The organism is Schaedlerella arabinosiphila (assembly GCF_003885045.1).
GTDB classification, from domain to species: domain Bacteria; phylum Bacillota; class Clostridia; order Lachnospirales; family Lachnospiraceae; genus Schaedlerella; species Schaedlerella arabinosiphila.
On record NZ_RHJS01000002.1, the window covers coordinates 2,296,858 to 2,318,419 of the forward strand.

A 21,562-nucleotide genomic window follows, 5' to 3' on the forward strand; every position below is an offset into this window, starting at 1 on the left:
CACAGGCCGTTCCTTATGACATCCACCGCCATCCCGGCAGATATTTATTTTTCAGCACCTGGGAGGCCAGCTTTCCGAATCCCAGCGGGTATCCGTCCACGCATACCAGGTACCAGCCCTTCGCCCCGGCAGAAACCAGGTCCTCCACTTCCAGCGTCTCTCCTTTGAGATAACGGATGACCCGGTCGTCCTCCACCGACAGATCCAGAATGTTTTCATACTCCTCTTTTTTCAGATACATGGCCAGCGCCTGCCCCGGTTCAAAGCGGTTCTTTTTCAGCTCTCCCAGCAGCAGGCCGGAGCGTAGAAAACGGATTCCCCGCAGTTTCGGCATCCCTTCCGGCATATAGTAGACCCGGTCCTCCCGGATCTCCAGCCTGCAGGGATCTATGTCTGTTCTGAGTCCTCCTAAGAAGGCGTCCAGCTCCTCCGGCAGCTTCTTTTTGCCTGCCGTCCCCTGTTTTCCCGCCCTGCTTATGCCCTTCCCGCCTGTCCTCCCGGCGTCTGGATCTCCCGGCTTTTGGCAAGCCAGATCTCTTTTTCTCAAAAGAGCGATAAAATGTCCCTCCCCCTGCATCTTGTGGGGGAAGATGCGGACAGTCTTTTTCAATTCCGGGTTTTTGCCCTCCGTAAATTCCGGACGCCCGGGGACAAATCCCTCATAGCCTTCCATCCCGCAGATCTCAAATTCCGGACAGGCCTCCATCAGGTACTCTATGATCTGCTCATTTTCCCGCGGATCAAAGGTACAGGTGGAATACAGAAGCATCCCTCCCGGACGGAGCATGGAGGCGGCCTGGGTCACGATGCTCCGCTGAAGCTTGGAAAAAAATTCCGGCCCATGCTCTTCCCAGGCTTTGACCATCTTCTTCTCCTTTCGGAACATTCCCTCCCCGGAGCAGGGGGCGTCGATCAGGATCTTGTCGAAAAACTTCGGGAAATGAGGCAAAAGCCGTCCCGGTTCCTCGCTGGTGATAAGCAGGTTTCCCGTCCCGGACAGCTCCAGATTCTTTAAAAGCCCCCTGGCTCTGGAATTGCTGATGTCGTTGGCCACCAGCATGCCGGTTCCCCGAAGCTTTGCCCCAAGCTCCGTGGCCTTCCCTCCCGGAGCCGCGCAGACATCCAGCACCAGTTCCCCCGGTTCCACAGGAAGGCGGCTGGCAGGCGTCATGGCGCTGGGCTCCTGAAGGTAATACAATCCTGCAAAGTAATAAGGATGCTTTGCAGGCTGCACATGATCCCCGTCATAGTAAAACCCGTTGGAAATCCAGGGAATCGGCCGCAGCGGCCAGGGAGCAATCTTTAAAAACTCCTCGGTCGATATCTTGTTTGTATTCACGCGAAGTCCATAATGACGCGGCTCTTCAAAGCACTGCAGATATTCCTCATATTCCTCCTGCAAAAGAAGCCGCATTTTTTCTTCAAATGCTTCTGGTAATTTCATGGCTGTTCCTTTCTCCCATGCTGCAAAGCAGCGTCAGTAGGCGCATTGCACCCTGCGCCCCTCCACGTACCGGAGGGGATAATAGGGGTTCACGCTGATCTCCTGATCCTCCGTCACCAGGTAGATCCCCAGATGCAGGTGAACCGGAAAATTCCCGGTGGTTCCCTCCACCTTGCTGTAGCCGGTATCCCCCATGAATCCCAGGAGGTCGCCCGCCTTCACGGCATCCCCCTCATCGATATCTGCATAGGAATCCAGGTGGGCATAGTAAAAGTAAGCGCCTCCCGGGGCGGTGATGCCGATCCGGTATCCGCCCTTCTCCAGCCATCCCTTGTGCAGGATGACCCCGTCCGTCATGCTGACCACCGGGTAAAATCCCCGCTCATTTGTGGAGGCCATGATGTCCGTCCCTTCATGCCCCCGCTTTCCTCCGTAGTTGCGCTCAAACATCCAGGAATCCTCGAAGGTCACTTCCGCCCGGACCCCGTTGGAGGGCTCCGGGATGGGGAAATATTTCAGGTCGTTCCAGACAGCCTCACAGGCGCTTCGGTACAGATCCCACCCCGGTTTCCGGGACCAGACCCGCTGAAGCTTTAAAAATACCTCCCCGCTGCATGGATAGGGAAACACCTCCTGCCCGAAATTATTTTCCAGCCAGTAAAGCCCCAGATCCATTCCCGGGTTTTCCGCTTCCCGGATATGCTCAAGCATCCCAGAATCCATTCTCTGCCTGCGGAATCCTTCGAATCCCAGCGTCCCTTCCCCGAGCCTGGCAAACCGGCTTTTTACGGTCAGTATATGCATGCCGGCCACAAGAAAAATGCAGAGGAGGACGCAGTAGAGGACATACCGGAATGCCTCATTGGAAACCTTTTGCCCTCCCTGCATGGCCCGGCGCTTTTTCAGAAAATAGATCTTTGCCCTGATATCACTTTTTTTCAAACATTCGCCGCCCCGGTTCGTTTTTAATACTATATGAGGCAGATTCCGGATTATTTACATCTCTTCAAAATTATTTTCAGCACCTTCCAGATCTTCTCCGCCGACGCGATCTCCAGACGTTCATGGAAGGAATGCACATCCTGCATATTGGGCCCGAAGGAAATGCAGTCCAGCTCCGGCTTCTTGCCGCTGAGCAGCCCGCATTCCAGGCCGGCATGGATCGTGGTGATCTCCGGGCGGACTCCGAATACTTCCTCAAACGCGTCTGCCGTGATGGGACGGATTCGGGATGCTTCTTTAAATGTCCAGGCCGGATAGCCGCTGTCGATGCTCCAGTTTCCCCCCAGCAGATCCGCCAGGCCCCCCAGCCGGTCCTTAAACTCTTCCAGCTTGGAGGAGATGCCGCTTCTCACCAGAACCAGGAAACGCACGCTGTCCTCCTGGCTCTTTACAACCCCCAGGTTATCCGAAGTTTCCACAAGCCCTTTCAGGGAACGGCTGTACTCGTCCACCCCGTTGGGACAATTTACGAGAAATCCAACCACCTTTTTCGCGGATTCTTCCGTAAATACATGATATTCCTTTTCCCCCAGCTCCGTCACCCGGATATCCAGCCCCGGTTCGTCCGCGCCAAATTCCTGCCTCCACGCTTCTTTCATCTCCCCGATCAGCCGGATTGTCTGTTCCTGGTCGTCCGTGACCACCGTGCTCCGGTTCACGGAAGTGATCACATTTTCCCTGGCGCCGCCGTTGATCTCTGCAAGACGCACCTTCTGCTCCTTACAGAGCCGGTACAGAAGACGCCCGGCCAGCTTGTTGGCATTGCCCCGCTGGCGGTCGATCTCCACTCCGGAATGTCCGCCTTTGAGTCCGCAGACCTCCACCAGAAGCCCCTGTCCCTTTGCCTGGACCTTCTCCACCGGAATCTCGCAGGAAAACCGGAATCCCCCGGCGCACCCTGCGGTCAGCCGGTCGTCCTCCTCGGAATCCAGGTTGATCAGCATCGTCCCTTTGAGCCTGGACAAATCAATGTTCGCCGCGCCGTCCATGCTGACCTCCTCGTCTACCGTAAAGAGCGCCTCCACCGGCGGGTGTTCCAGGGTATCGCTGTCCAGTACGGCCAGAGCCATGGCGATGGCGATGCCGTTGTCCGCCCCCAGGGTGGTGTCCTTTGCCGTCACATAGCCGTCCTCGACCATCAGTTCCAACGGGTCCGTGAGAAAATCATGGTCTGACTCTTCGGTTTTCTCACAGACCATGTCCAGATGGCCCTGGATAATCACCGGTTCACTGTTCTCATATCCCTTTGTTCCCGGCTTTTTGATGATTACGTTGTTCCACTCGTCCTGATATACGTCCAGCTTCCTCTCCTGCGCAAATTTCACGCAGTAGTCGCTGATCCCCTTTGTATTGTAAGAGCCCCGAGGTATCCGGCTGATCTCCTCAAAAAACTGAAATACTTCCTTCGGCTCGATGCCTGTTAATACTGCCATGTTTCTTTCCCCTTTCTGTCGATTGATTCCAGCCATATAAACATCATCAAACAGCTTCTTACAAGCTGCGCTTGACGAATCTGTCTGCTGATTTTATATAGCTGTGAATAGTAACTCTTGTTCCATTTTGTCACAGCACACATAAAAAATCAACCAGTTTCATATATCTTTAGTAATTAACTGCTGAGAACGGAGGACTCCAGATGGGGCGAAATCTGAAAGGATTCGGAATCGTTCTTTTATTCCTGATCATGCTTGTCTCTCCAAAAGCTGTCTTTGCCGGTGCCAGCGAGGGGCTTTTACTTTGGTTCCAGATCATCCTTCCCACATTGTTTCCATTTCTTCTCATCACAAATCTGCTGCTTGTCACCGGAAACATGCACCTGATCAACGCGGCCTTCGGCACCTTCCTCACCCGTGTTTTCCGTGTCTCCCCCAACGGCAGCTTCGGGGTGGTCACGGGTTTTTTGTGCGGTTATCCCATGGGTGCAAAGACGGCGGCGGACTTAACCGTCTCGGGATATATCTCGGAGGAAGAAGGCAGATACCTGCTTTCCTTCTGCAACAATTCCAGCCCTGTATTCATCCTGAATTATGTCGTATGGAAAACGCTGGAACAGGATGCGCTCCTGCTCCCTACCCTCGTGATCCTGATGCTCTCCCCCGTGCTTGTGAGCTTCTTTACGAGAAACCGCTTTTTACATAAACAGGGCGCCTTCTGCAATCTGAAGCAAAACGGCTCCGCCAAAAATGCCTGGTCCTTTCAGGATATCGACAACTGCATCATGGACAGCTTCGAGACCCTTGTGAAGGTGGGCGGGTATATCATCCTCTTTTCTGTCCTGCTGACGCTGTTCGAATCCCTTCCCGTGGACATACCGGGAATCTCGGCGCTGCTCCCCCTTCTGGAGGTCACAAGCGGCCTGAACCTTCTCCGGGAAATGCGTCTCCCCTTAAGGCTTCTCTACCCGGCCGTCCTGGGGCTGACCTCCTTCGGCGGCTTCTGCGCGGCGGCGCAGACCCAGTGCATGGTGCAGAAGGCCGGTTTTCCCATTCTGCCCTATCTCACGCAAAAACTGGCAGCCGCGGTGACTGCCAGTCTACTTGGTTTTCTCTATCTATGCCTGGTGGGATAACATCCATCCTTCCCGGGGCTGCCTGTATCGGCCTGCCCTATGCAGACCGTCACTCCATCCCGCCGCCCTGGTCGTATCCCCCTGCGTCCTCCTGGGGGATCGACAGCTCCGCACGGTTGTTGCGGACTACATCGTAGCACTCCTGGAGGGAGTTGATCAAGCCGTCATACTTGGTCGTATAGCTGTCTAACGTATGTCCGATGATGCTCTCCGCATTGGCCATCAAATCGTCGGTATATTGGATGGCGCCGATCCGGATCGCGTTGGCGTCCGCCGTAGCGTTGTCCACGATCTCCTGTGCCTGGGCTGTGGCCTGTGTGACGATCTCATTGGCCTGGGCATAAGCCTGCTGCATGATCTCATGCTCGCTGACCAGTTCGTTTGTCTGCATCTGCGCTTCCTCAATGAGGGCATCCGCCTTGGCCTGGGCATCCGCTAAGATCGCGTCCCGGTTCGCGATGATCTTCTGATACCGCTTGATCTCGTCCGGTGTCTTCATCCGCAGTTCCCGAAGAAGCTCGTCCAAATGTTCTTTATTTACAATGATCTTCGTGGTGGACAGGGGCTGATACTTGCAATCTCTGTCAATATACTCTTCAATCTCTTCAATAATCTGCTCAATGCGGCTGCTCATAATCTACACGCTCCTTTTCGCTTTCATCTTATCTTTCAGTTCCCTTCCTACCACTTCCGGCACAAACTGCGATGTATCTCCGCCAAACGCGGCAATCTCTTTCACTGTCGTAGAACTTAGATAGGAATATTCAATACTTGTGGTCAAAAACATCGTCTCCAAACCAGGCCCAAGCTTGTGGTTGGTCTGGGACATCTGCAGCTCATATTCAAAATCTGTAATTGCACGCAATCCCCGGATGATCAGCTCTGCTTCCATCTTTTTCGCAAAATCAACCAGCAGTCCCTCAAAGGGGACGATCACGATATTGTCGAATCCTGTCGTCACTTCCTTTAACATTTTAACACGTTCCGCAGCAGAAAACAACGGCATTTTCGCATTATTATTCAGCACTCCGACCACCAGCTCGTCTACGATTTTGCTGCTTCTTTTCATAATATCCAGATGTCCGTAGGTGACCGGGTCAAAGCTTCCCGGGTAAATTGCTCTCAACATATCTCTTCCTTTCCGGCCTTTTCCATAAAAACGTGTTTGTTTGTTTTATAGACTTTTTCCTTGAGCAGATGAAAGCCCAGATCGTCTAAATATGAAAAATCCGTTTCTCTGGAGGCTTCCGCGATGATCACCGTATCCTCGTACACGAGGGACGATCCCGACAGATATTCCAGAACGCCTTGTTCCAGTTTCTGATTGTAAGGCGGGTCCATAAAGATATAGTCAAATACCTTTTTTCCTTCCATCTGATGCAGCGCCGTCATCACATCCCGGTTCCATGTCACGGCTTTCTTTTCCAGCCTGGTAAACTTTAGATTCTCTTTGATGCATGCCATGGCCTTGGGATTGTTTTCTACAAAAACAGCCTCTTTCGCGCCCCGGCTGAGCGCCTCGATGCCGATCCCTCCGCTGCCGCTGAACAGATCCAAAAACACGCAGTCGTAAATGTAGGGTGCTATCATATTAAACAATGTCTCCTTGATCCGGTCCGTCGTGGGCCGCGTGTCAATGCCGTCCAGAGTTTTCAGTTGTAATCTTCTTGCACTTCCCGCTATGACTCTCATATAAGCACCCCTTTCCCTGTGAATCGTATTACATTTTTCATCAATCATGAGAATTTTAGCAGAAAAAAGCACTCAGGTCAATCCTAAGTGCTTTTTTCTTTTGCTATTTCGCGTTTTTTACTATTTGCCTGCCATCTGCTTTTCCTGCTGCTCGATCATCTTCTTGACCATATATCCGCCTACGGAACCGTTCTGTCTGGATGTCAGGTCACCGTTGTATCCGTCTGTCAACGGTACTCCCAGTTCGTCTGCTACCTCATACTTAAATTTGTCAAGTGCACCCTTTGCCTCCGGTACTGCTGCTCGATTTGTTGAACGACTTGCCATTTTATTTTTCCTCCTTTTGCAACTTTTTGTAACTTGATCGTTACTTCTTCGGTTTTTTGTAACAAGTTGTTTTTTTGTTACAACCATATTATATGGAGGATTCCTTCTTTTACACTGGAAGTTGTTTCCAAATGCATGTTTCTGTATTTATCGCAATTCCGGGCCTTCTTCGCTGTGCACAGCTTCCTCTTCTTTTCGGCATTTACAGCGTTGTTTCCAGGGCATTTCGAGAAAGCATCTGGCCCATCGCTTTTTTCAGGCAGGCGTGCTTCTGCCGTTCGAGTCCTGGATCTTCATCCAAAATTCCTGCGGCGGCCTCGCTTGCAGCTTTCAAAATTTTCGCGTCCTGGAACACGTCCCCCAGCCGGAAATCCATGATCCCGCTCTGGCGGATACCGAACAGATCCCCGGGGCCGCGCAGACGCAGGTCCTCCCCGGCAATGAAAAAGCCGTCGTTGGATTGATTTAAAATCTCCAGCCGCTCCCTGGTCTCTTCCGACCTGGAGGCGCTCATAAATATACAGTAGGATTGGTGAACGCCCCGCCCCACCCGGCCCCGAAGCTGATGAAGCTGGGCAAGCCCGAACCGTTCGGAATTTTCAATCATAATCACGGACGCATTGGGAACGTCGATCCCCACCTCAATGACTGTCGTGGAGACCAGCACCTGGATCTCATTTTTTGCAAACGCATCCATGATCTCGTCTTTTTCCGCCTGCTTCATTTTTCCATGCAGATAAGCCACCGTAATGCCTTTTCCCAGAGCGTCCCTTACGATCTCCGTATAGTCCGTCACATTCTCCACCTCCAGGCTGTCGCTTTCTTCCACCATGGGGCAGATGATATAGCACTGTCTCCCGGAGCAGATCTGTTTTTTCATAAAGCGGTAGGCGGTCTCCCGATAGCCGGTATCCACCACGCAGTTTTTGATGGGAAGCCTGTTTTTGGGAAGCTCGCCGATCACGGAAATGTCCAGATCCCCGTATAGAATGATGGCCAGCGTCCGCGGAATGGGCGTGGCGCTCATAACCAGGATGTGGGGGCACACGCCTTTTGCGGCAAGCCGCTCCCTCTGCCTGACGCCGAAGCGGTGCTGCTCGTCGGTCACCACCAGCGCAAGATCCCGATACGTTACCTTTTCCTGGATCAGGGCATGGGTCCCGATGATCAGATTTGACTCCCCGGACGCAATCCGCTCACAGGCGTCCCTCTTTTCCTTTCCTGTCATGGAACCGGTCAGAAGTTCAGCCCGCAGCATAATCCCATACTCTGCAAGCATATTCCTGATATTTTCAAAATGCTGTCTTGCAAGCACCTCCGTGGGCGCCATCATGGCCGCCTGGTAGCCGTTTAAGCCCGCAAACATCATGGCAAGCAGCGCCACGATGGTTTTCCCCGAGCCTACGTCTCCCTGTACAAGCCGGGACATCACATGGGTCCCGGACATGTCCTGCCGGATCTCCCGCCACACAGACTTCTGAGCACCCGTCAGCTCATAGGGCAGCCGTTCCAAAAACTGTCCGATCTGTTCCTGCTCCCGGAAGCAGTATGGATTGAGCACCCGTTCCTTCTGCTCCTTCATCATGCGCAGGGACAGGATGAACAGCAGAAACTCCTCAAACACCAGCCGTTCCCGTGCCTGATAAAATTCCTCTTTTGTCTCCGGAAAATGGATTCCCCGGATGGCCTGTTCATAGGAAACCAGGGCAAAGCTTTCCTGTATGTCCCGGGGCAGAATCCCTTCCCCGATGCCCAGGGCTTCCACCGCCTGTCTGATGGCTTTGATAACCGCATTGTTGGTCAATCCGGTGGTGAGAGGGTACACCGGCTGCAGGGACGCTCTCTTTTCTTCATATTTTATGCTGGGGTAAAAGAGCTCCGGGTGCTCCATCACAAGCCCGTCCTTTTTCCGGACGATCCTGCCCCGCAGTGTGACCGCCCCACCCCGGGCAAGCGTCGTTCTCAAAAACGGCATCCGAAACCAGATGACCTTCAAGGTTCCCGTAAGATCCTTTACATAGAGGGTGGTGATCTGCATCTTCTGGCTGCCCGACACCTGTACCCTTCCGTAGATGGCCCCGGAGACCGTCATGGTATGGCCCTCCTCCAGCTCCCCGATGGCCGAGGGGTCCTCATAGACCTCATATCCCCGGGGATAGTAGCGAAGCAGGTCGCCGACGGTGCGGATTCCTACTTTTCCGAAGGTTTTCTCAGCCTTCTCACCGATTCCTTTGATTTCCCTGATTCCTGATCTTTCATCCATTTTTCTTATGAAGCCCTTATTCCACAGATATCACATAATAGTAAATGGGCTGTCCCCCGCTGTGTACATCCACATCTGCTTCAGGATACAGCTCTGCGATCTCCTCGCCGAACCTCTTGGCATCCTCTTCCAGAATATCCTCCCCGTAGTAGAGGCTGATCATCTCTGTATCCTCGTCCGTCATCTTCTCCAGCATTTCCCTGGCCGTTGCCTCCACGGACTGGCCCACCGAAAGGATTCCCGCGTCTCCGATCCCCATGATGTCTCCCTCATGGATCTCCTTGTCGTCGATGTGGGTATCGCGGACTGCGTAGGTCACCTGCCCGGTCTTCACATTGGTGATCTCTTCCAGCATGGCCTCCTCGTTGGTATCCACATCCGCGTCCGGCATATAGCTGATCACCGCCGTGATCCCCTGCGGAACCGTCTTCGTCGGGATCACGATCACGTCCTTATCCTTCACCAGTGACCGGGCCTGGTTGGCCGCCAGCACGATGTTCTTATTGTTGGGCAGGATGAAGATATGGTCCGCATTGACATGGTCAATGGCAGTCAGCATATCCTCTGTACTCGGATTCATGGTCTGCCCGCCTTCTATAATATAGTCCACACCCAGCTCTTTGAATATGCCGTTCATCCCTTCGCCGATGGACACGGCGATAAATCCAACGGACTTCCGTGGTTCTCTGGGCGCTTTCTGCTCTTTCTTCTTTGCGGCCTCTGCCTGCTCTGCCGCTATCTTCTCCGCGTCGCGGATCAGCTTCTCCTGGTGCTCCTCACGCATGTTGTCGATCTTCATACGGGAAAGCTGCCCGTAGGTCAACGCCTTCTGGATCGCCAGCCCCGGATCGTTGGTATGGACATGTACCTTCACCACGTCCTCATCCGCCACACACACAATGGAATCCCCTATGGATTCCAGATACGCCTTGAAGGTCTCCTCGTCCTGCTCAGAAAACTCCTGCTCTGTCATGATGATAAATTCCGTACAGTAGCCGAACCGGATATCCGCCTCCGCCTGGTCTTTTGGCTTCACCATCTTGACTGCAGGCCCTGTTTCGATGGCGCTGTAGTCGATCTCCTTTCCCTGGAACACATCGTAAGCGCCGTTTAAGACCTCGATCAGACCCTGTCCGCCGGAATCTACAACTCCCGCTTCCTTGAGAACCGGAAGCATCTCCGGGGTCTTCTCCAACACTTCTTTCGCGTATCCGATGGTCTCGGGAATAAAGACTTCCAGATCCTCCATGGTCTCCGCCAGTTCACGGGCCTTCTCGGAAAGCCCTCTGGCAACCGTGAGGATGGTGCCTTCCTTCGGCTTCATGACCGCCTTATATGCCGTTGCCGTTGCACGTTCACAGGCTGACGCAAGAACCGATACGTCGATCTCCTCATACTCCCGGATCTCTTTGGTAAATCCTCGCAGAAGCTGGGAAAGAATGACGCCGGAATTCCCCCTGGCCCCGCGCAGGGAACCGGAAGAGATCGCCTTGGATACGGACTTCATGTCAGCCTTCTCCAACGCACCGACTTCCTTTGCGGCAGACATGATGGTCAGAGTCATATTCGTTCCCGTGTCGCCGTCCGGGACCGGGAATACATTCAGTTCATTGATCACTTCTTTTTTCGCTTCCAGATTCGCTGCTCCGGCAAGAAACATCTTCGTAAACAGCTCCGCATTTATCGTTTTCGTTGCCACGACAAGTATCCTCCTTAATCTATCACTCTGACACCTTCGACGAAGATGTTGATTTTCTCCACCGTCATACCTGTAAATTCTTCCACCTTGTACTTGACATTATTCACCAGGTTGTCAGACACTGACAGGATATTCACACCATATGACACAATCACATGAAAATTCAAAGTGAGGTTGTTCTCCTCGGAAATCGCAATCTGGATTCCATGGGTCAGGCTTTCCTTTTTCAGTAATCTTACCAGTCCGTCCGTCATGCTGACGGCCGCCATCCCGACAATGCCGAAACACTCTACCGCAACGGAACCGGCATACTTCGCAATCACGTCAGGATTGATCGTGATAATCCCCAAATCCGTAGTCATACTGCCTTTCATCATATATGGACCCCCTATTCTTTGTCGAGTGCTTCCGGGGGCGGACGAATCCCAGAAAAGCCCCGGAAAGTATTCCTATTATACTCTTTTTGGATAAACTTTACAATACTGAGATTCAAACTTGAATCGCAAAACAAATATTTTCTATATATTGTTTTCCATTTTTCAATTTTTTTTCAAAAACCCTGTGAGAAATGTAAAAAAAGCTTGCAATCATCGGCTCTATCTGCTAGAATATGGGTGTTGTGAGTCCATCGGACAATTTTCAGATTGTTAGGAGGTGCAGTGATGGCAAAATGTGCTATTTGTGATAAGGGTGCCCATTTCGGTAATAATGTAAGTCACTCTCATAGAAAAACACCAAAAATGTGGAAATCAAACATAAAATCTGTTCGCGTTAAGACAGAAGGCGGATCCAAGAAAATGTACGTATGTACATCCTGTCTGAAATCCGGACGTGTAGAACGCGCTTAAAAGCTGCAGGCTGATTTTATTGCTTCAGTACTTTATATTTGATGACACGGAAAAAACCAGTATCTCTCGCGGATACTGGTTTTTTATATGCCATTGTATGCAAAAAATGCTCAGAAACGCTGTCGGTGGAAGGTTTTCTGTATCCTGTCTGTCATTTGCAGAACAGCACGTATCCCGCCGCCAGGCATACGCAGAACAGCATCACTCTTAAAATCGATGTGGAAGGGATCAGCAGAATCAAAAACATTCCCATTGCAGCACAAAGTAAGGCAAAACCAATCATCCGCTTCATAATCAAAATCCTGACTGCTGTTGTTACACTTACATTATCTTATGCCTTAAGGGCTTCATTTATTCCTGATCCGCCCACGGAAACGTGAAATACGGGTCACTCCTTTTCGAGCTCTTCCGCCGCGTCCAGGATATCCGCCACATCCTCCTCCGTCACCTTGTCCTCTTTTCTGGTGGTGATCTTGTCCAGGACTTCCGGCACAAGGTCAAACAGCTTGGTGATCGTATCCTGATTCTTGATATTCACCAGTCTGGTGGTGCCGTCCTTGATGACCAGGACTGCGCTGGGCGTTATTTTTCCGCCGACGCCGCCCATTCCCTTATCCTTTTTATCACTCAGATTGGAGCCGGCTCCGATTCCAAACGATACGTCGATCAGCGGAAGAACCGTGATATTGTCTACATGTACCGCATCCCCTACCACCGTCTTGCTGGAAACGAGCCCGTCCACTCCCTTGAGCAGGGCTTCTACCGTAGTTTTCAAATTATTTGTTTCCGACATCTTTTTATTCCTCCTAGCAAATGCACTTTTTTACTTTCTTAACCTGGCTGCCAGCCGTCTTGCATCCTTGATCGTTCGTCTTACGTTTCGGCTCCAGAGAAGATTCCATCCCATTGCCGCCGCAGGCAGCAGGCGCAGGGAACCGCCGACCGACAGTCTGCCTTCCAGCACCTTCTCCTCAAAATCCGGGGAACATCTGACATGATCCCCCCAGTATGGAAACGCCATGCTCAGCCCTGCCAGCACTCTCCCTGTCAGCGAAGGGTCCTCAAACCCAAACCGGATCTCCCCCGCAACACGCCTGGGCCTTAACCTGAAGAGCATCTTTTTCAATTCGGCAAGGCACTTTTGAAACGCCGACTGATGGATCTCGCTTGTCAGAAACCCCGTCACGATCTCTTTCTTTTCCAACAATATCCTTATTTTAGCACACATCCTGTCAAATGTATATTTGATCTTTTCAAAAAAGGCAGCGATTTTATCGGTCAGTGATTTTTTCTGCTCCTCATTTCCGGTACTGTGTTCCTCCCCGGCCCCCGCTGCTTTCCCGGCGCTGTCCGGTCTCTCCTTTTCGATAGCTGCGGGACTTTCTGAGGCAGTTTCTGATTTCTGATCTTCAACGGCTGCGGGACTTTCCAAGACAATTTCTGGTTTCTGATCCTCAATAGCTGCGGGACTTTCTGAGGCAGTTTCTGATTTTTGCTCTTCAACGGCTGCGGAACTTTCCGAGACACTCTCGATTTTCTGATTCTCAACAGCCATAGACTTTACCTGTATCCGTTCCACTTCTCCGGATTCTTCTGCCTTTGGCTTGGCGGCGTTCCTTTGTTCTTCTGCCGTCACTTCCGGACTATCTGCTCCGCTCTCTTTCGTCTCTTCCTCCGCTTCCGGATTCTTTACTCCGGTCTCTTTCGTTTCTTTTTCCTCCGGCTCTACTGCAATCCGTTCCAGTTCTTCCTCCCCGGCTTTCGCCAGATCACAGGCCGCTTCCTCCGTCTTCTCTTCTGCTTCCTCCGCGGCCGCCTGATTCCCCAGCCTGATCCACGCTGCCCGGATATTCCAGGAAAACTTTTTGTTCTGGTATCGGAAGCTTCCGCTGACCAGACGGAAAAAAATCCGAAATCTCACGCCCGCCTCCAGATCCGGCAGGGCTCCGGGGCAGTCTACCTCCGCCTCGTAGCACAGAGGCGTAAAAAGCGTGGCCGCCAGCACCAGGACCAGAAGCCCCAATACCGCCAGCAGTATCCAGCCTATCAGTTTTAAAATGAACAACATCACCTGCAACATTTTACGCCAGCCCTTCCTCAAATCTTCCCTGCCGCCCGGCAAGGAATCCCCGGATATCCGTATCCCCCGTCTCCTCCAGCACCTCCCGGACGATCTCCTCCACCAGGTATACGGCGGCATCGTACCCGTCCGCAATACCTACCACAAAGATCTCCGCGTCGTCGTACCAGGGCTGCTGCAGAAGGAGCGCCGGATAAAATTCCAGATGGTTCTGCTCCCCCTGCGCCAGTGTCAGCACATAGACCGACGGCTGCACAGTCCTTTCCATCAGCTTTTTCAGTATTTTGTTTTTCCTGCGTTTTAATCCGTCGCTCACATACAAATCACAATAACATTTTATCCGCATGATTCCCTTCCCTTTATCCGGCTGCCCTCCCGGCGGACCTCCCCGAACCGTCCTCAATAGTAATACGCATCCAGGATCTGCTTCGCGATGGGCACCGCCTTGGCGCCGTCGTTGCCGTCATACCCTTCCACGATCACACTGATGACCAGCTCCGGATTATCCACATTGGTAAAGCCCATGAACCAAGAGTGCATCTTTTCCCCATCGTCCATGCTGTATTCGGCGGTACCGGTCTTGCCCGCGGCCGTATAGGTCTGGCCGCTTAAGAGCATCCCGGTTCCTTCCTCTACCACCGCCTGCATATAACTTTTAAGCTGCGCCGCCTCGTCCGAAGTCATCAGCTTCCGGTAGCTCTTTGGCACATTTTTTTTGATCTCCCTGCCTGTATGGTTGGTCACCTTTTCCACAAGATAAGGCTCCATCAGAGTCCCTCCGTTGGCCACCGCCGATGTGATCAATGCCATATGATAGGGGCTGACCAGCGTCCTTCCCTGTCCCATTGCGGTCATCATGACTTCCGCCTCCCCGGTATTCTGATCCACTGAAAAAGAACTCTTTGTATAGTCCAGTACGCAGGGAAGCTTTTTGTTGAACAGCAAATCCTCCCCCGTCTTCGTATAGGAGCTGCGGTTGAGGGACAGCCCGATATTTACAAAAGACGCGTTGCAGGAATTGGCAAAGGAGCTTTGCAGGTTCTCCAGGCCATGCACCGTGCTGTCAAAACAGCGGATCGTCACATTGTTGGACGTGATCTCTCCCCCGCACTCGTAAGTATAATTCTCATAATCCGGATGCTCCCGCATATACTCCAGGGCGGTCACCACCTTGAACGTGGAGCCCGGCGCGTAAGATCCCTGGGTGGCCCGGTTGAGCATCGGGCTGTTCTCCTCGTCCGCATTCAGGTAGGACCAGTTTTCCTCAATCTGGTTCGGATCATAGGAGGGCTTGGAAAGCATCACCAGGATTTTCCCCGTAGAAGCTTCCATCACCACCACCGCCCCTTTGTTGTCCCCCAGCGCCAGATATGCCGTCTGCTGCAGGTCCGCGTCCAATGTGGTCACCACCGTATCGCCCCAATGCTTTTGATCCTGAAATTCGTCCTTGATCTTTTCCAGGAAAAACGCGTTGGAACTCAGCAGGGAAAAGTTCTCTACAGATTCCAGTCCGGTCTTTCCAAGCTCCCCATGGTTGTATCCGATCACATGGGCAAATACATCCCCGTAGGGGTATCTGCGGATCTCCGTGCCGTCCTCCGCCACCTCTGTCAACGCAAGCGTATTTCCCTTTCTGTCCGAAAAAGCCCCCCGAATGACCAGATCCGCAAAATTATCCTGCCTTGCATTGTAGGGACTGTTTACGATATCCTTTGCCCGCACTGCGGTAAAAAAAATCAGATATCCCATCATTGCCAGGAACAGCAGTACAAAAAAATAGGTAATCCTAGCGAATTCTTTGTTTTGGAACTTCTTCGAATTTGGATTTTTCTTTTGTCGGTTTTTTATTTCTCGATCCTCTCTGCTCATCTTTGATTGCTCTCTCTCTTCCCGGCTCATCCTGTCCTGCCCCGTTTCGTTTCTGTCCGCCTCCTGTCCTGCGTCCCGGATTTTGCCTCTGCCCTTCATAATCCTCACTGTTCCTGCCGCCGTTTCCGGACCGCTCCCGTTTTTCCCGGGCCGCCTTTGCACGCCGTTTCCGGGCCGCCATCTCCCGCTTCCACTCCAGCTCTTCCTCCTCGTCCTCACGTAGGATGTAAAGCCCCTGTATGATTCCGATCATGATCATGGAACTCAAAATCGAGCTTCCTCCGTAGCTCACCAGCGGCAGCGTCACCCCGGTAGAAGGGATGAACTTGGTCACCCCGCCGATGGTCAAAAACACCTGGAAAATGTAGCAGGTTCCCAGTCCCAGCGCCACCAGCTTGTAGAACCGGTTGCGCAGCTCCATGGCAATATTGAGGAACATCACATAGCAGCTCACACAGATCAGAATGACGCAAAGCGCAAAGATCACGCCCAGCTCTTCCGCAATGGCGGAAAAGATAAAGTCCGACTCCGCCACAGGGATCAGATCCGGGCTCCCCTGGCACAGCCCCATGCCGAACCAGCTCCCGGTTCCGATGGCAAACAGGGACTGGGCCACCTGATAGCCGCCTTCATTGTAAGACGCGAAGGGATCCTTCCACGCCGACACACGGATCTTGATGTGGGCGAACAGATGGTAGCCCGCCACCGCGGCCAGGCTCCCCGCGCCGATCCCCGCCGCTGCGTAGAGCGGCTGCTTGGTCGCCACATATAGCATGACCAGGTACACCACAAACAGGATCAGGGCCGCGCCCAGGTCTGTGGACACTACCAGGATCAGCACATGGGCCGCCGCCACCGCCGTGGTAATCACCACATTTTTAAACTCCGTGGAATTTTTCAGGCTGGCAGCCACATAAAATACGAATAAAATCTTCACAAACTCCGAAGGCTGGATTCCGATTCCCCCTATGGAGAACCCCAGCTTTGCCCCGCCTGATGTGGCGGCGAACACAGCCACCAGAAGGAGGGCCGCAAAGCCCACTCCCGCATAGATATACACCCAGTCCGCCAGAAACTTCAGCTTCCGGATCAGTACCGGAACCACCAGGCCGAAGGCCGTTCCAAGCGCGATAAATATGAACTGCTTCACCGCGCTTTCGTAGGACAGCCGGGTGATCATGATCAGCCCCACGCTGAGCAGCATGCACATGTTGTTCACGATCAGCCTGGACACATTCGGATACAGAATCGAATAGAGCAGGATGACCGCCACCAGAAGCACTACCTGGACGGCGAAAAACAACAGCAGCTTCTGCTCCCCTGTCTTTAAGTACATCACGGCATACGCCAGGAACTGCATCAAAAACATCAGCACATTCTGTAGGATATATACCCGCTTTTCGTCCTCCTCGTAGCTCTGCGCAAAAATAGAGAAACAGGAAAACGTATAGGCGGCCATCAAGACTATCATCATATATTTTGAGATTTCCGCAATAATATTAACCACTTTTTCACCTGCTTTTTATTAGACGTGTTACGGCTCTCCTTTTCATCCGCCGAACCGTAACTATAGAATCCCTCTTCGGAAATGCCCCCGGGTAAAGCTTTTGCCCTGCCATGCGGGCTCCTTCCCTTCCAGGAACACCCGTCTGCATTCCAGAAGCACCTGCCGGGTCTCCTGCCGGTCCTCCACGGAAAACTGCAGCCGAAGCCGGGAGGGGCAAAGCTCCTCCAGCGCTTCCTTCTCGTCAAACAGACAGAGCGGAACCGGATTATAAATGATATTATAACAATCCCGGCAGCGGTTTTCCACATAAAACGAATTTCCGTACCGGTCGGTCAGCTTTCTTATGCCCCGGGCCGCAAGAAACTCCCCGGCAGGCCGGGAACCGGTTTTCCCGGGCTGCATCTGGCATCGGTTCACTGTTTTTGCCATGCACTGGGCAGTCACCATGACCGGAAGGTACCCATAGACCAGCATCTCCATATGTTTCGCATCTAAGTGCCCAATCTCCCCCCGGTTCAGTTCCAGAGGCACCGTAAATTCATACACGCCCCGGCGGTTCCAGAAGGTCTTTGCGGCCTGGTTCATGACATACAGATTATGGTCCAAAATGAGGTTTTTGTCAAATCCGGTTCCCCGGCCCTCCCCGCCGCTTTTTTCTGCCGGGTGATCCCGGAAGAATGCCAGGCTTTCATAATTCCGCAGGAGAATCCCGTCAAAGGGAATCCCGGAAACCTTGTTCCAGCCCTGTTCCCACACTTTCTTTGTCCGCTCCCGAAAGATATGGGGCGCCGCAAGGTATACTTCCCGCCCCTGTGACTGAAGCTGCCTGCAGATCTCCGCCAACTGCCCGACCTCAGGCAGGGTATCCCCGATCCCGCTCTCCACATAGACCCTTGCAATCTCCGGGTACCCGCAGATCTCCTCCAATTGAGGCATGGATGCCGCCAAGGCCGACAGCATGACAGCCCCTTTCCCGGTGTTTTCCGTCTCACGCTCCCTTTGGGGGATGCGAAGCTCCGAAGATGCACCTTCCCGGCGGGATGCAGAGCATATGTTTTGGCGAAGCTCTGCCAGGGCCTGTCTCCGCAGCTCGTTGATCTGCTGCATGGGCAGAAATACCCCGTCTTCCAGTTCGATTTCCAATGTTTCAAATACAAATTCCGTATTTCCGGTTTTTTCCAGATTCTTGCGGATGCGCGCCTCATCCAGAGGGCTTTTTTCCGCCCTTTCCACAGCGAGCCCGGAGACCGCTTCCGCGGATATGTCCCCGAAACGCACAGTCAATCGGGCAGGCTCCTGAGCGGCCATCCTCAGATAACCGTGTATATTTTCCTGCAATCTTCCCTGCTTCCAGGATTCCTGAAGCCCCTGGATGAGCCGTTCATTTCGAATCCGGTACAGAACGGCGCCTGTTTCCAGATGCTTCCCTTTTGCCACAGGGATGGTGAGCATACTGCCCTTCTCATGATCCTGTCCGAATGTATGGTCCCCCTGCCGGGGAAATGCAAGCACATCTCCTTTATGGATCTCGGTGAGAGCCTCTGCGAATACTTCCCTGCCCTTTTGCCCCGTCACTTTTGCGGCGGGTACTCCGGCATGGTTGGGACGGTCAATGGCGATCATGTCCCTGCCGTTCCTCTGCTGATAATATCCTGTATGAAATCCGCCCCGGTTATACAAGTCCAGAAGCATTTCCTTGTCTTTTTCGCTGACATGGAACTGCCCTCTTCCGGATTCCAGATAGAGATCCGTATATTTGCGGTACATGGCTGTCACCCCGGCAACATATTCCGGCCGCTTCATCCGTCCCTCGATCTTGAAAGAATCAATCCCCGCCTCAATCAAATCCGGGATCAGTTCCAGCGTGCAGATATCTTTGAGACTCAGAAGATACCCCTTTTTTCCGCCTGACCCATAACGGAGACGGCAGGGCTGGGCACACTGTCCCCGGTTCCCGCTGCGCCCGCCGATCATGCTGCTGAGAAGGCACTGGCCGGAATAGCAGTAACAGAGCGCGCCGTGGACGAAGCATTCGATCTCCATCCCGGTATCCCGCTTCATATGCCGGATCTCTTCCAGGGACAGCTCCCGCGCAGGAACCACACGCACCGCGCCGCATTCCTTGAAAAACTGCGCGCCCCCGGTTCCGGTGATCGTCATCTGCGTACTGACATGAAGATCCATCCCGGGAAAGGTACTGCGCACCAGCTCCAGGACTCCCGTATCCTGCACGATCACCGCATCCAGCCCGCCCCGGTAAAGGGGCTCCAAATAGGTACGCAAGGAGGGCAGCTCCCGGTCCTTCACCAGCGTATTGACCGTCAGGTAAAACCTTCTTCCGTGCAGATGCGCCTCTTCGATGGCTTCAAGGAGCTGCTCTTCTGTAAAATTCTCGGCATATGCGCGCGCACCAAAATGAGGGCCGCCTGCATATACCGCATCCGCCCCTGCCATAAGCGCTGCCCGGAAGCTGTCATACGATCCGGCCGGAGCCAATATCTCCACGCAACGCCCTTTTTTCTGTTTCAGTTCTTCTCTGCCGTACTCGATGTCCTGTCTTGAAATCATAGCCTCCTGCACATACTGCCGAAAAAAATACGTCCCTTTGTCTGCGCGGCATCACACTTTTGCAGGGCCGCAAAGCCGTCCTGCCGTTTTTTGCTGCGGACAGTGTTCGGATCTTATTTTCTCCGGTTCTTCATCTCGGTTTCCAGTTTCACGATCTGCATCTGCAGGTCATTGTTTTCTTCCTTCATCTTCGCCAGTTCTTTTTCCGCGTTCTCCAGCTTGATCTGTACAGAAATCAACTCGTGCTTCAAGTCGTACATCTCTTTGTCTTTCAGTTCAATATCACTTTCCAGGGAATCTCCCTGCTTTTTCGCTTTGAAGTAATCATCCGCAATATTCAAGGCAAGGAGTACATTGCGAGTGTCTGCGCTCTGCTTGCGGTAACCATCACTGTTCGCACATTCCGTAATCTTATGGTTCAGATAAGAAGATACCTTCTGCAGATATTCTTCTCCCTCAAATCCGCTTAAAGTATAAACTTTTCCTCCGATGAGTACTTCTGTAAAATGTTTTGCTGAACTCATAGCTTCCTCCCCTTGCGTTTGTTATTTGTTATTATAAACTATCCGCCAACAAAAACCAACTGTTTTTTCCATGAATTACCACTTCTTTCAGAAAAGAAAGCGGATCAGGCCCCGTCTGCCCCGATCCCCAGGTGGGCGTATGCCAGTTCGGTTACCACCCGCCCCCGTGGAGTCCGCTGGATGAATCCGTTTTTCAGAAGGTAGGGCTCATAGACGTCTTCCAATGTTCCCGCATCCTCGGAAATAGATGCCGCAAGGGTATCCAGCCCCACCGGGCCGCCCTGAAACCGCTCAATCATCGTCAGAAGGATATTCCGGTCAATGTGATCCAGTCCATACCGGTCCACATCCAGAAGATCCAGCGCGTAATCCGCCACGGCTTCCGTGATCACACCGTCGTACTTCACCTGCGCGAAATCGCGCACCCGCTTTAACAGACGGTTGGCTAGACGCGGGGTACCTCTGGAACGCTTGGCCAGCTCCCTGGCCCCCTGTTCCTCAATCTCCACCTCCAGCACACGGGCCGAGCGCAGAATGATGGTAGTCAGCTCCTCTTCTGTATAAAATTCCAGGTGATGGATAACCCCGAACCGATCCCGCAGCGGCGCGGTCAGCATCCCTGCCCGGGTAGTGGCACCCACCAGGGTAAACTTGGGAAGATCCAGACGGATCGAACGCGCCGTGGCTCCCTTTCCGATCAGAATGTCGATGGCATAATCCTCCATCGCAGGATACAGTACCTCCTCCACCTGACGGTTCAGCCGGTGGATCTCGTCCACGAACAGGATGTCGTTTTCCTGGAGATTGTTCAGGATGGCAGCCATCTCCCCCGGCTTCTCGATGGCAGGCCCGGAGGTAATCTTGATGTTCACGCCCATCTCGTTGGCGATGATCCCCGCCAATGTGGTCTTCCCCAGTCCCGGGGGGCCGTAGAACAGCACATGGTCCAGCGCGTCGCCGCGCTCCTTTGCGGCGCTGATGTAGATTCCCAGCGTCTGCTTGGCCTTCTCCTGGCCGATGTAGTCCTTTAAAAGCTGCGGCCGGAGATGATTTTCTATTTTGATATCTTCTTGCAGATTTTCTGTTGTAATGATCCTCTTTCCCATATAACTCCCCTGTTATGTAACCCCATATCTTTTTGATTTGTTTGTATAGATCCTTCGTTCAGAA

Annotated in this window: 21 protein-coding genes; 2 read left to right on the plus strand and 19 right to left on the minus strand. The window is 52.9% G+C overall.

The features are described 5' to 3' along the window. Positions 1–13 precede the first annotated feature (13 nt). The 3 genes from EBB54_RS11240 to EBB54_RS11250 form a co-directional block, all read right to left on the minus strand. On the minus strand, positions 14–1,444 hold the full coding sequence (locus EBB54_RS11240) for an RsmB/NOP family class I SAM-dependent RNA methyltransferase (protein WP_125127497.1): 1,431 nt from the start codon (positions 1,442–1,444) through the stop codon (positions 14–16). A gap of 33 nt (positions 1,445–1,477) precedes the next feature. After that, positions 1,478–2,332: a M23 family metallopeptidase gene (locus tag EBB54_RS11245; protein ID WP_408640795.1), complete on the minus strand. Its 855-nt coding sequence runs from the start codon at positions 2,330–2,332 to the stop codon at positions 1,478–1,480. 104 nt (positions 2,333–2,436) lie between these two features. Further along, the gene (locus EBB54_RS11250) at positions 2,437–3,879 is read right to left on the minus strand and encodes an aminoacyl-histidine dipeptidase (RefSeq protein ID WP_125127499.1); all 1,443 of its coding nucleotides are present in this window, start codon (positions 3,877–3,879) and stop codon (positions 2,437–2,439) included. Positions 3,880–4,082: 203 nt separating this feature from the next. Between EBB54_RS11250 and EBB54_RS11255 the strand changes: the two genes are divergently transcribed. Further along, the gene (locus EBB54_RS11255; RefSeq protein ID WP_125127500.1) at positions 4,083–5,015 is read left to right on the plus strand and encodes a transporter; all 933 of its coding nucleotides are present in this window, start codon (positions 4,083–4,085) and stop codon (positions 5,013–5,015) included. Positions 5,016–5,064: 49 nt separating this feature from the next. Here EBB54_RS11255 and EBB54_RS11260 read toward each other — a convergent pair whose 3' ends face one another. The 7 genes from EBB54_RS11260 to EBB54_RS11290 all read right to left on the minus strand — a co-directional run bounded on the left by EBB54_RS11260 (position 5,065) and on the right by EBB54_RS11290 (position 11,370). Continuing rightward, positions 5,065–5,649 (minus strand): ATP synthase subunit B family protein, encoded by a 585-nt coding sequence (locus tag EBB54_RS11260; RefSeq protein WP_004080705.1) that lies wholly within the window; start codon positions 5,647–5,649, stop codon positions 5,065–5,067. Positions 5,650–5,652: 3 nt separating this feature from the next. After that, positions 5,653–6,144 carry a pantetheine-phosphate adenylyltransferase gene (gene coaD, locus EBB54_RS11265; protein WP_004080713.1) on the minus strand — a complete coding sequence of 164 codons (492 nt, stop codon included), beginning with the start codon at positions 6,142–6,144 and terminating at the stop codon, positions 5,653–5,655. Further along, the gene (rsmD, locus tag EBB54_RS11270; protein WP_083910225.1) at positions 6,138–6,755 is read right to left on the minus strand and encodes a 16S rRNA (guanine(966)-N(2))-methyltransferase RsmD; all 618 of its coding nucleotides are present in this window, start codon (positions 6,753–6,755) and stop codon (positions 6,138–6,140) included. Before rsmD ends, coaD begins: the two co-directional genes overlap by 7 nt. A gap of 72 nt (positions 6,756–6,827) precedes the next feature. Beyond that, on the minus strand, positions 6,828–7,034 hold the full coding sequence (locus tag EBB54_RS11275) for an alpha/beta-type small acid-soluble spore protein (protein ID WP_004080716.1): 207 nt from the start codon (positions 7,032–7,034) through the stop codon (positions 6,828–6,830). A 202-nt stretch (positions 7,035–7,236) separates the two neighbouring features. Beyond that, positions 7,237–9,297, minus strand: coding sequence for an ATP-dependent DNA helicase RecG (gene recG, locus EBB54_RS11280; RefSeq protein ID WP_125127501.1), 2,061 nt, complete (start codon positions 9,295–9,297; stop codon positions 7,237–7,239). 16 nt (positions 9,298–9,313) lie between these two features. Beyond that, positions 9,314–10,996 (minus strand): DAK2 domain-containing protein, encoded by a 1,683-nt coding sequence (locus EBB54_RS11285; protein ID WP_125127502.1) that lies wholly within the window; start codon positions 10,994–10,996, stop codon positions 9,314–9,316. Between the two features lie 14 nt (positions 10,997–11,010). Next, positions 11,011–11,370 carry an Asp23/Gls24 family envelope stress response protein gene (locus tag EBB54_RS11290; protein WP_044990947.1) on the minus strand — a complete coding sequence of 120 codons (360 nt, stop codon included), beginning with the start codon at positions 11,368–11,370 and terminating at the stop codon, positions 11,011–11,013. Positions 11,371–11,658: 288 nt separating this feature from the next. Between EBB54_RS11290 and rpmB the strand changes: the two genes are divergently transcribed. After that, positions 11,659–11,844 carry a 50S ribosomal protein L28 gene (gene rpmB / locus EBB54_RS11295; RefSeq protein ID WP_016294403.1) on the plus strand — a complete coding sequence of 62 codons (186 nt, stop codon included), beginning with the start codon at positions 11,659–11,661 and terminating at the stop codon, positions 11,842–11,844. A gap of 151 nt (positions 11,845–11,995) precedes the next feature. Here rpmB and EBB54_RS30535 read toward each other — a convergent pair whose 3' ends face one another. From EBB54_RS30535 to ruvB, 9 genes are all read right to left on the minus strand, one after another. Then, entirely contained in the window at positions 11,996–12,136 is a 141-nt protein-coding gene (locus tag EBB54_RS30535) for a hypothetical protein (RefSeq protein WP_004080724.1), read from the minus strand. A 96-nt stretch (positions 12,137–12,232) separates the two neighbouring features. Then, a complete protein-coding gene (locus tag EBB54_RS11300) occupies positions 12,233–12,637 on the minus strand; it encodes a GerW family sporulation protein (RefSeq protein ID WP_004080726.1) in 405 nt (134 codons plus the stop codon). Positions 12,638–12,667: 30 nt separating this feature from the next. Next, a complete protein-coding gene (locus EBB54_RS11305; RefSeq protein WP_125127503.1) occupies positions 12,668–13,924 on the minus strand; it encodes a DUF2953 domain-containing protein in 1,257 nt (418 codons plus the stop codon). A gap of 1 nt (position 13,925) precedes the next feature. Continuing rightward, positions 13,926–14,270: a hypothetical protein gene (locus EBB54_RS11310; protein WP_125127504.1), complete on the minus strand. Its 345-nt coding sequence runs from the start codon at positions 14,268–14,270 to the stop codon at positions 13,926–13,928. 53 nt (positions 14,271–14,323) lie between these two features. After that, positions 14,324–15,676 (minus strand): peptidoglycan D,D-transpeptidase FtsI family protein, encoded by a 1,353-nt coding sequence (locus EBB54_RS11315; RefSeq protein WP_193554407.1) that lies wholly within the window; start codon positions 15,674–15,676, stop codon positions 14,324–14,326. A 34-nt stretch (positions 15,677–15,710) separates the two neighbouring features. Then, positions 15,711–17,300 (minus strand): FtsW/RodA/SpoVE family cell cycle protein, encoded by a 1,590-nt coding sequence (locus EBB54_RS11320; RefSeq protein WP_125127505.1) that lies wholly within the window; start codon positions 17,298–17,300, stop codon positions 15,711–15,713. A 60-nt stretch (positions 17,301–17,360) separates the two neighbouring features. Beyond that, entirely contained in the window at positions 17,361–19,868 is a 2,508-nt protein-coding gene (locus tag EBB54_RS11325; RefSeq protein WP_125127506.1) for a peptidase U32 family protein, read from the minus strand. A 113-nt stretch (positions 19,869–19,981) separates the two neighbouring features. Beyond that, positions 19,982–20,392: a cell division protein ZapA gene (zapA, locus tag EBB54_RS11330; RefSeq protein ID WP_004080740.1), complete on the minus strand. Its 411-nt coding sequence runs from the start codon at positions 20,390–20,392 to the stop codon at positions 19,982–19,984. A gap of 104 nt (positions 20,393–20,496) precedes the next feature. Then, on the minus strand, positions 20,497–21,498 hold the full coding sequence (gene ruvB, locus EBB54_RS11335; RefSeq protein WP_125127507.1) for a Holliday junction branch migration DNA helicase RuvB: 1,002 nt from the start codon (positions 21,496–21,498) through the stop codon (positions 20,497–20,499). Positions 21,499–21,562: the final 64 nt, after the last annotated feature.

Excerpts from the sequence above, each read along its gene's own strand:
- EBB54_RS11240 (WP_125127497.1), bottom strand. The coding sequence starts at position 1,444 with ATGAAATTACCAGAAGCATTTGAAGAAAAAATGCGGCTTCTTTTGCAG.
- EBB54_RS11245 (WP_408640795.1), bottom strand. The coding sequence starts at position 2,332 with ATGCAGGGAGGGCAAAAGGTTTCCAATGAGGCATTCCGGTATGTCCTC.
- EBB54_RS11250 (WP_125127499.1), bottom strand. The coding sequence starts at position 3,879 with ATGGCAGTATTAACAGGCATCGAGCCGAAGGAAGTATTTCAGTTTTTT.
- EBB54_RS11255 (WP_125127500.1), top strand. The coding sequence starts at position 4,083 with ATGGGGCGAAATCTGAAAGGATTCGGAATCGTTCTTTTATTCCTGATC.
- EBB54_RS11260 (WP_004080705.1), bottom strand. The coding sequence starts at position 5,649 with ATGAGCAGCCGCATTGAGCAGATTATTGAAGAGATTGAAGAGTATATT.
- coaD (WP_004080713.1), bottom strand. The coding sequence starts at position 6,144 with ATGTTGAGAGCAATTTACCCGGGAAGCTTTGACCCGGTCACCTACGGA.
- rsmD (WP_083910225.1), bottom strand. The coding sequence starts at position 6,755 with ATGATTGATGAAAAATGTAATACGATTCACAGGGAAAGGGGTGCTTAT.
- EBB54_RS11275 (WP_004080716.1), bottom strand. The coding sequence starts at position 7,034 with ATGGCAAGTCGTTCAACAAATCGAGCAGCAGTACCGGAGGCAAAGGGT.
- recG (WP_125127501.1), bottom strand. The coding sequence starts at position 9,297 with ATGGATGAAAGATCAGGAATCAGGGAAATCAAAGGAATCGGTGAGAAG.
- EBB54_RS11290 (WP_044990947.1), bottom strand. The coding sequence starts at position 11,370 with ATGAAAGGCAGTATGACTACGGATTTGGGGATTATCACGATCAATCCT.
- rpmB (WP_016294403.1), top strand. The coding sequence starts at position 11,659 with ATGGCAAAATGTGCTATTTGTGATAAGGGTGCCCATTTCGGTAATAAT.
- EBB54_RS30535 (WP_004080724.1), bottom strand. The coding sequence starts at position 12,136 with ATGAAGCGGATGATTGGTTTTGCCTTACTTTGTGCTGCAATGGGAATG.
- EBB54_RS11300 (WP_004080726.1), bottom strand. The coding sequence starts at position 12,637 with ATGTCGGAAACAAATAATTTGAAAACTACGGTAGAAGCCCTGCTCAAG.
- EBB54_RS11305 (WP_125127503.1), bottom strand. The coding sequence starts at position 13,924 with ATGTTGCAGGTGATGTTGTTCATTTTAAAACTGATAGGCTGGATACTG.
- EBB54_RS11310 (WP_125127504.1), bottom strand. The coding sequence starts at position 14,270 with ATGCGGATAAAATGTTATTGTGATTTGTATGTGAGCGACGGATTAAAA.
- EBB54_RS11315 (WP_193554407.1), bottom strand. The coding sequence starts at position 15,676 with ATGATGGGATATCTGATTTTTTTTACCGCAGTGCGGGCAAAGGATATC.
- EBB54_RS11325 (WP_125127506.1), bottom strand. The coding sequence starts at position 19,868 with ATGATTTCAAGACAGGACATCGAGTACGGCAGAGAAGAACTGAAACAG.
- zapA (WP_004080740.1), bottom strand. The coding sequence starts at position 20,392 with ATGAGTTCAGCAAAACATTTTACAGAAGTACTCATCGGAGGAAAAGTT.
- ruvB (WP_125127507.1), bottom strand. The coding sequence starts at position 21,498 with ATGGGAAAGAGGATCATTACAACAGAAAATCTGCAAGAAGATATCAAA.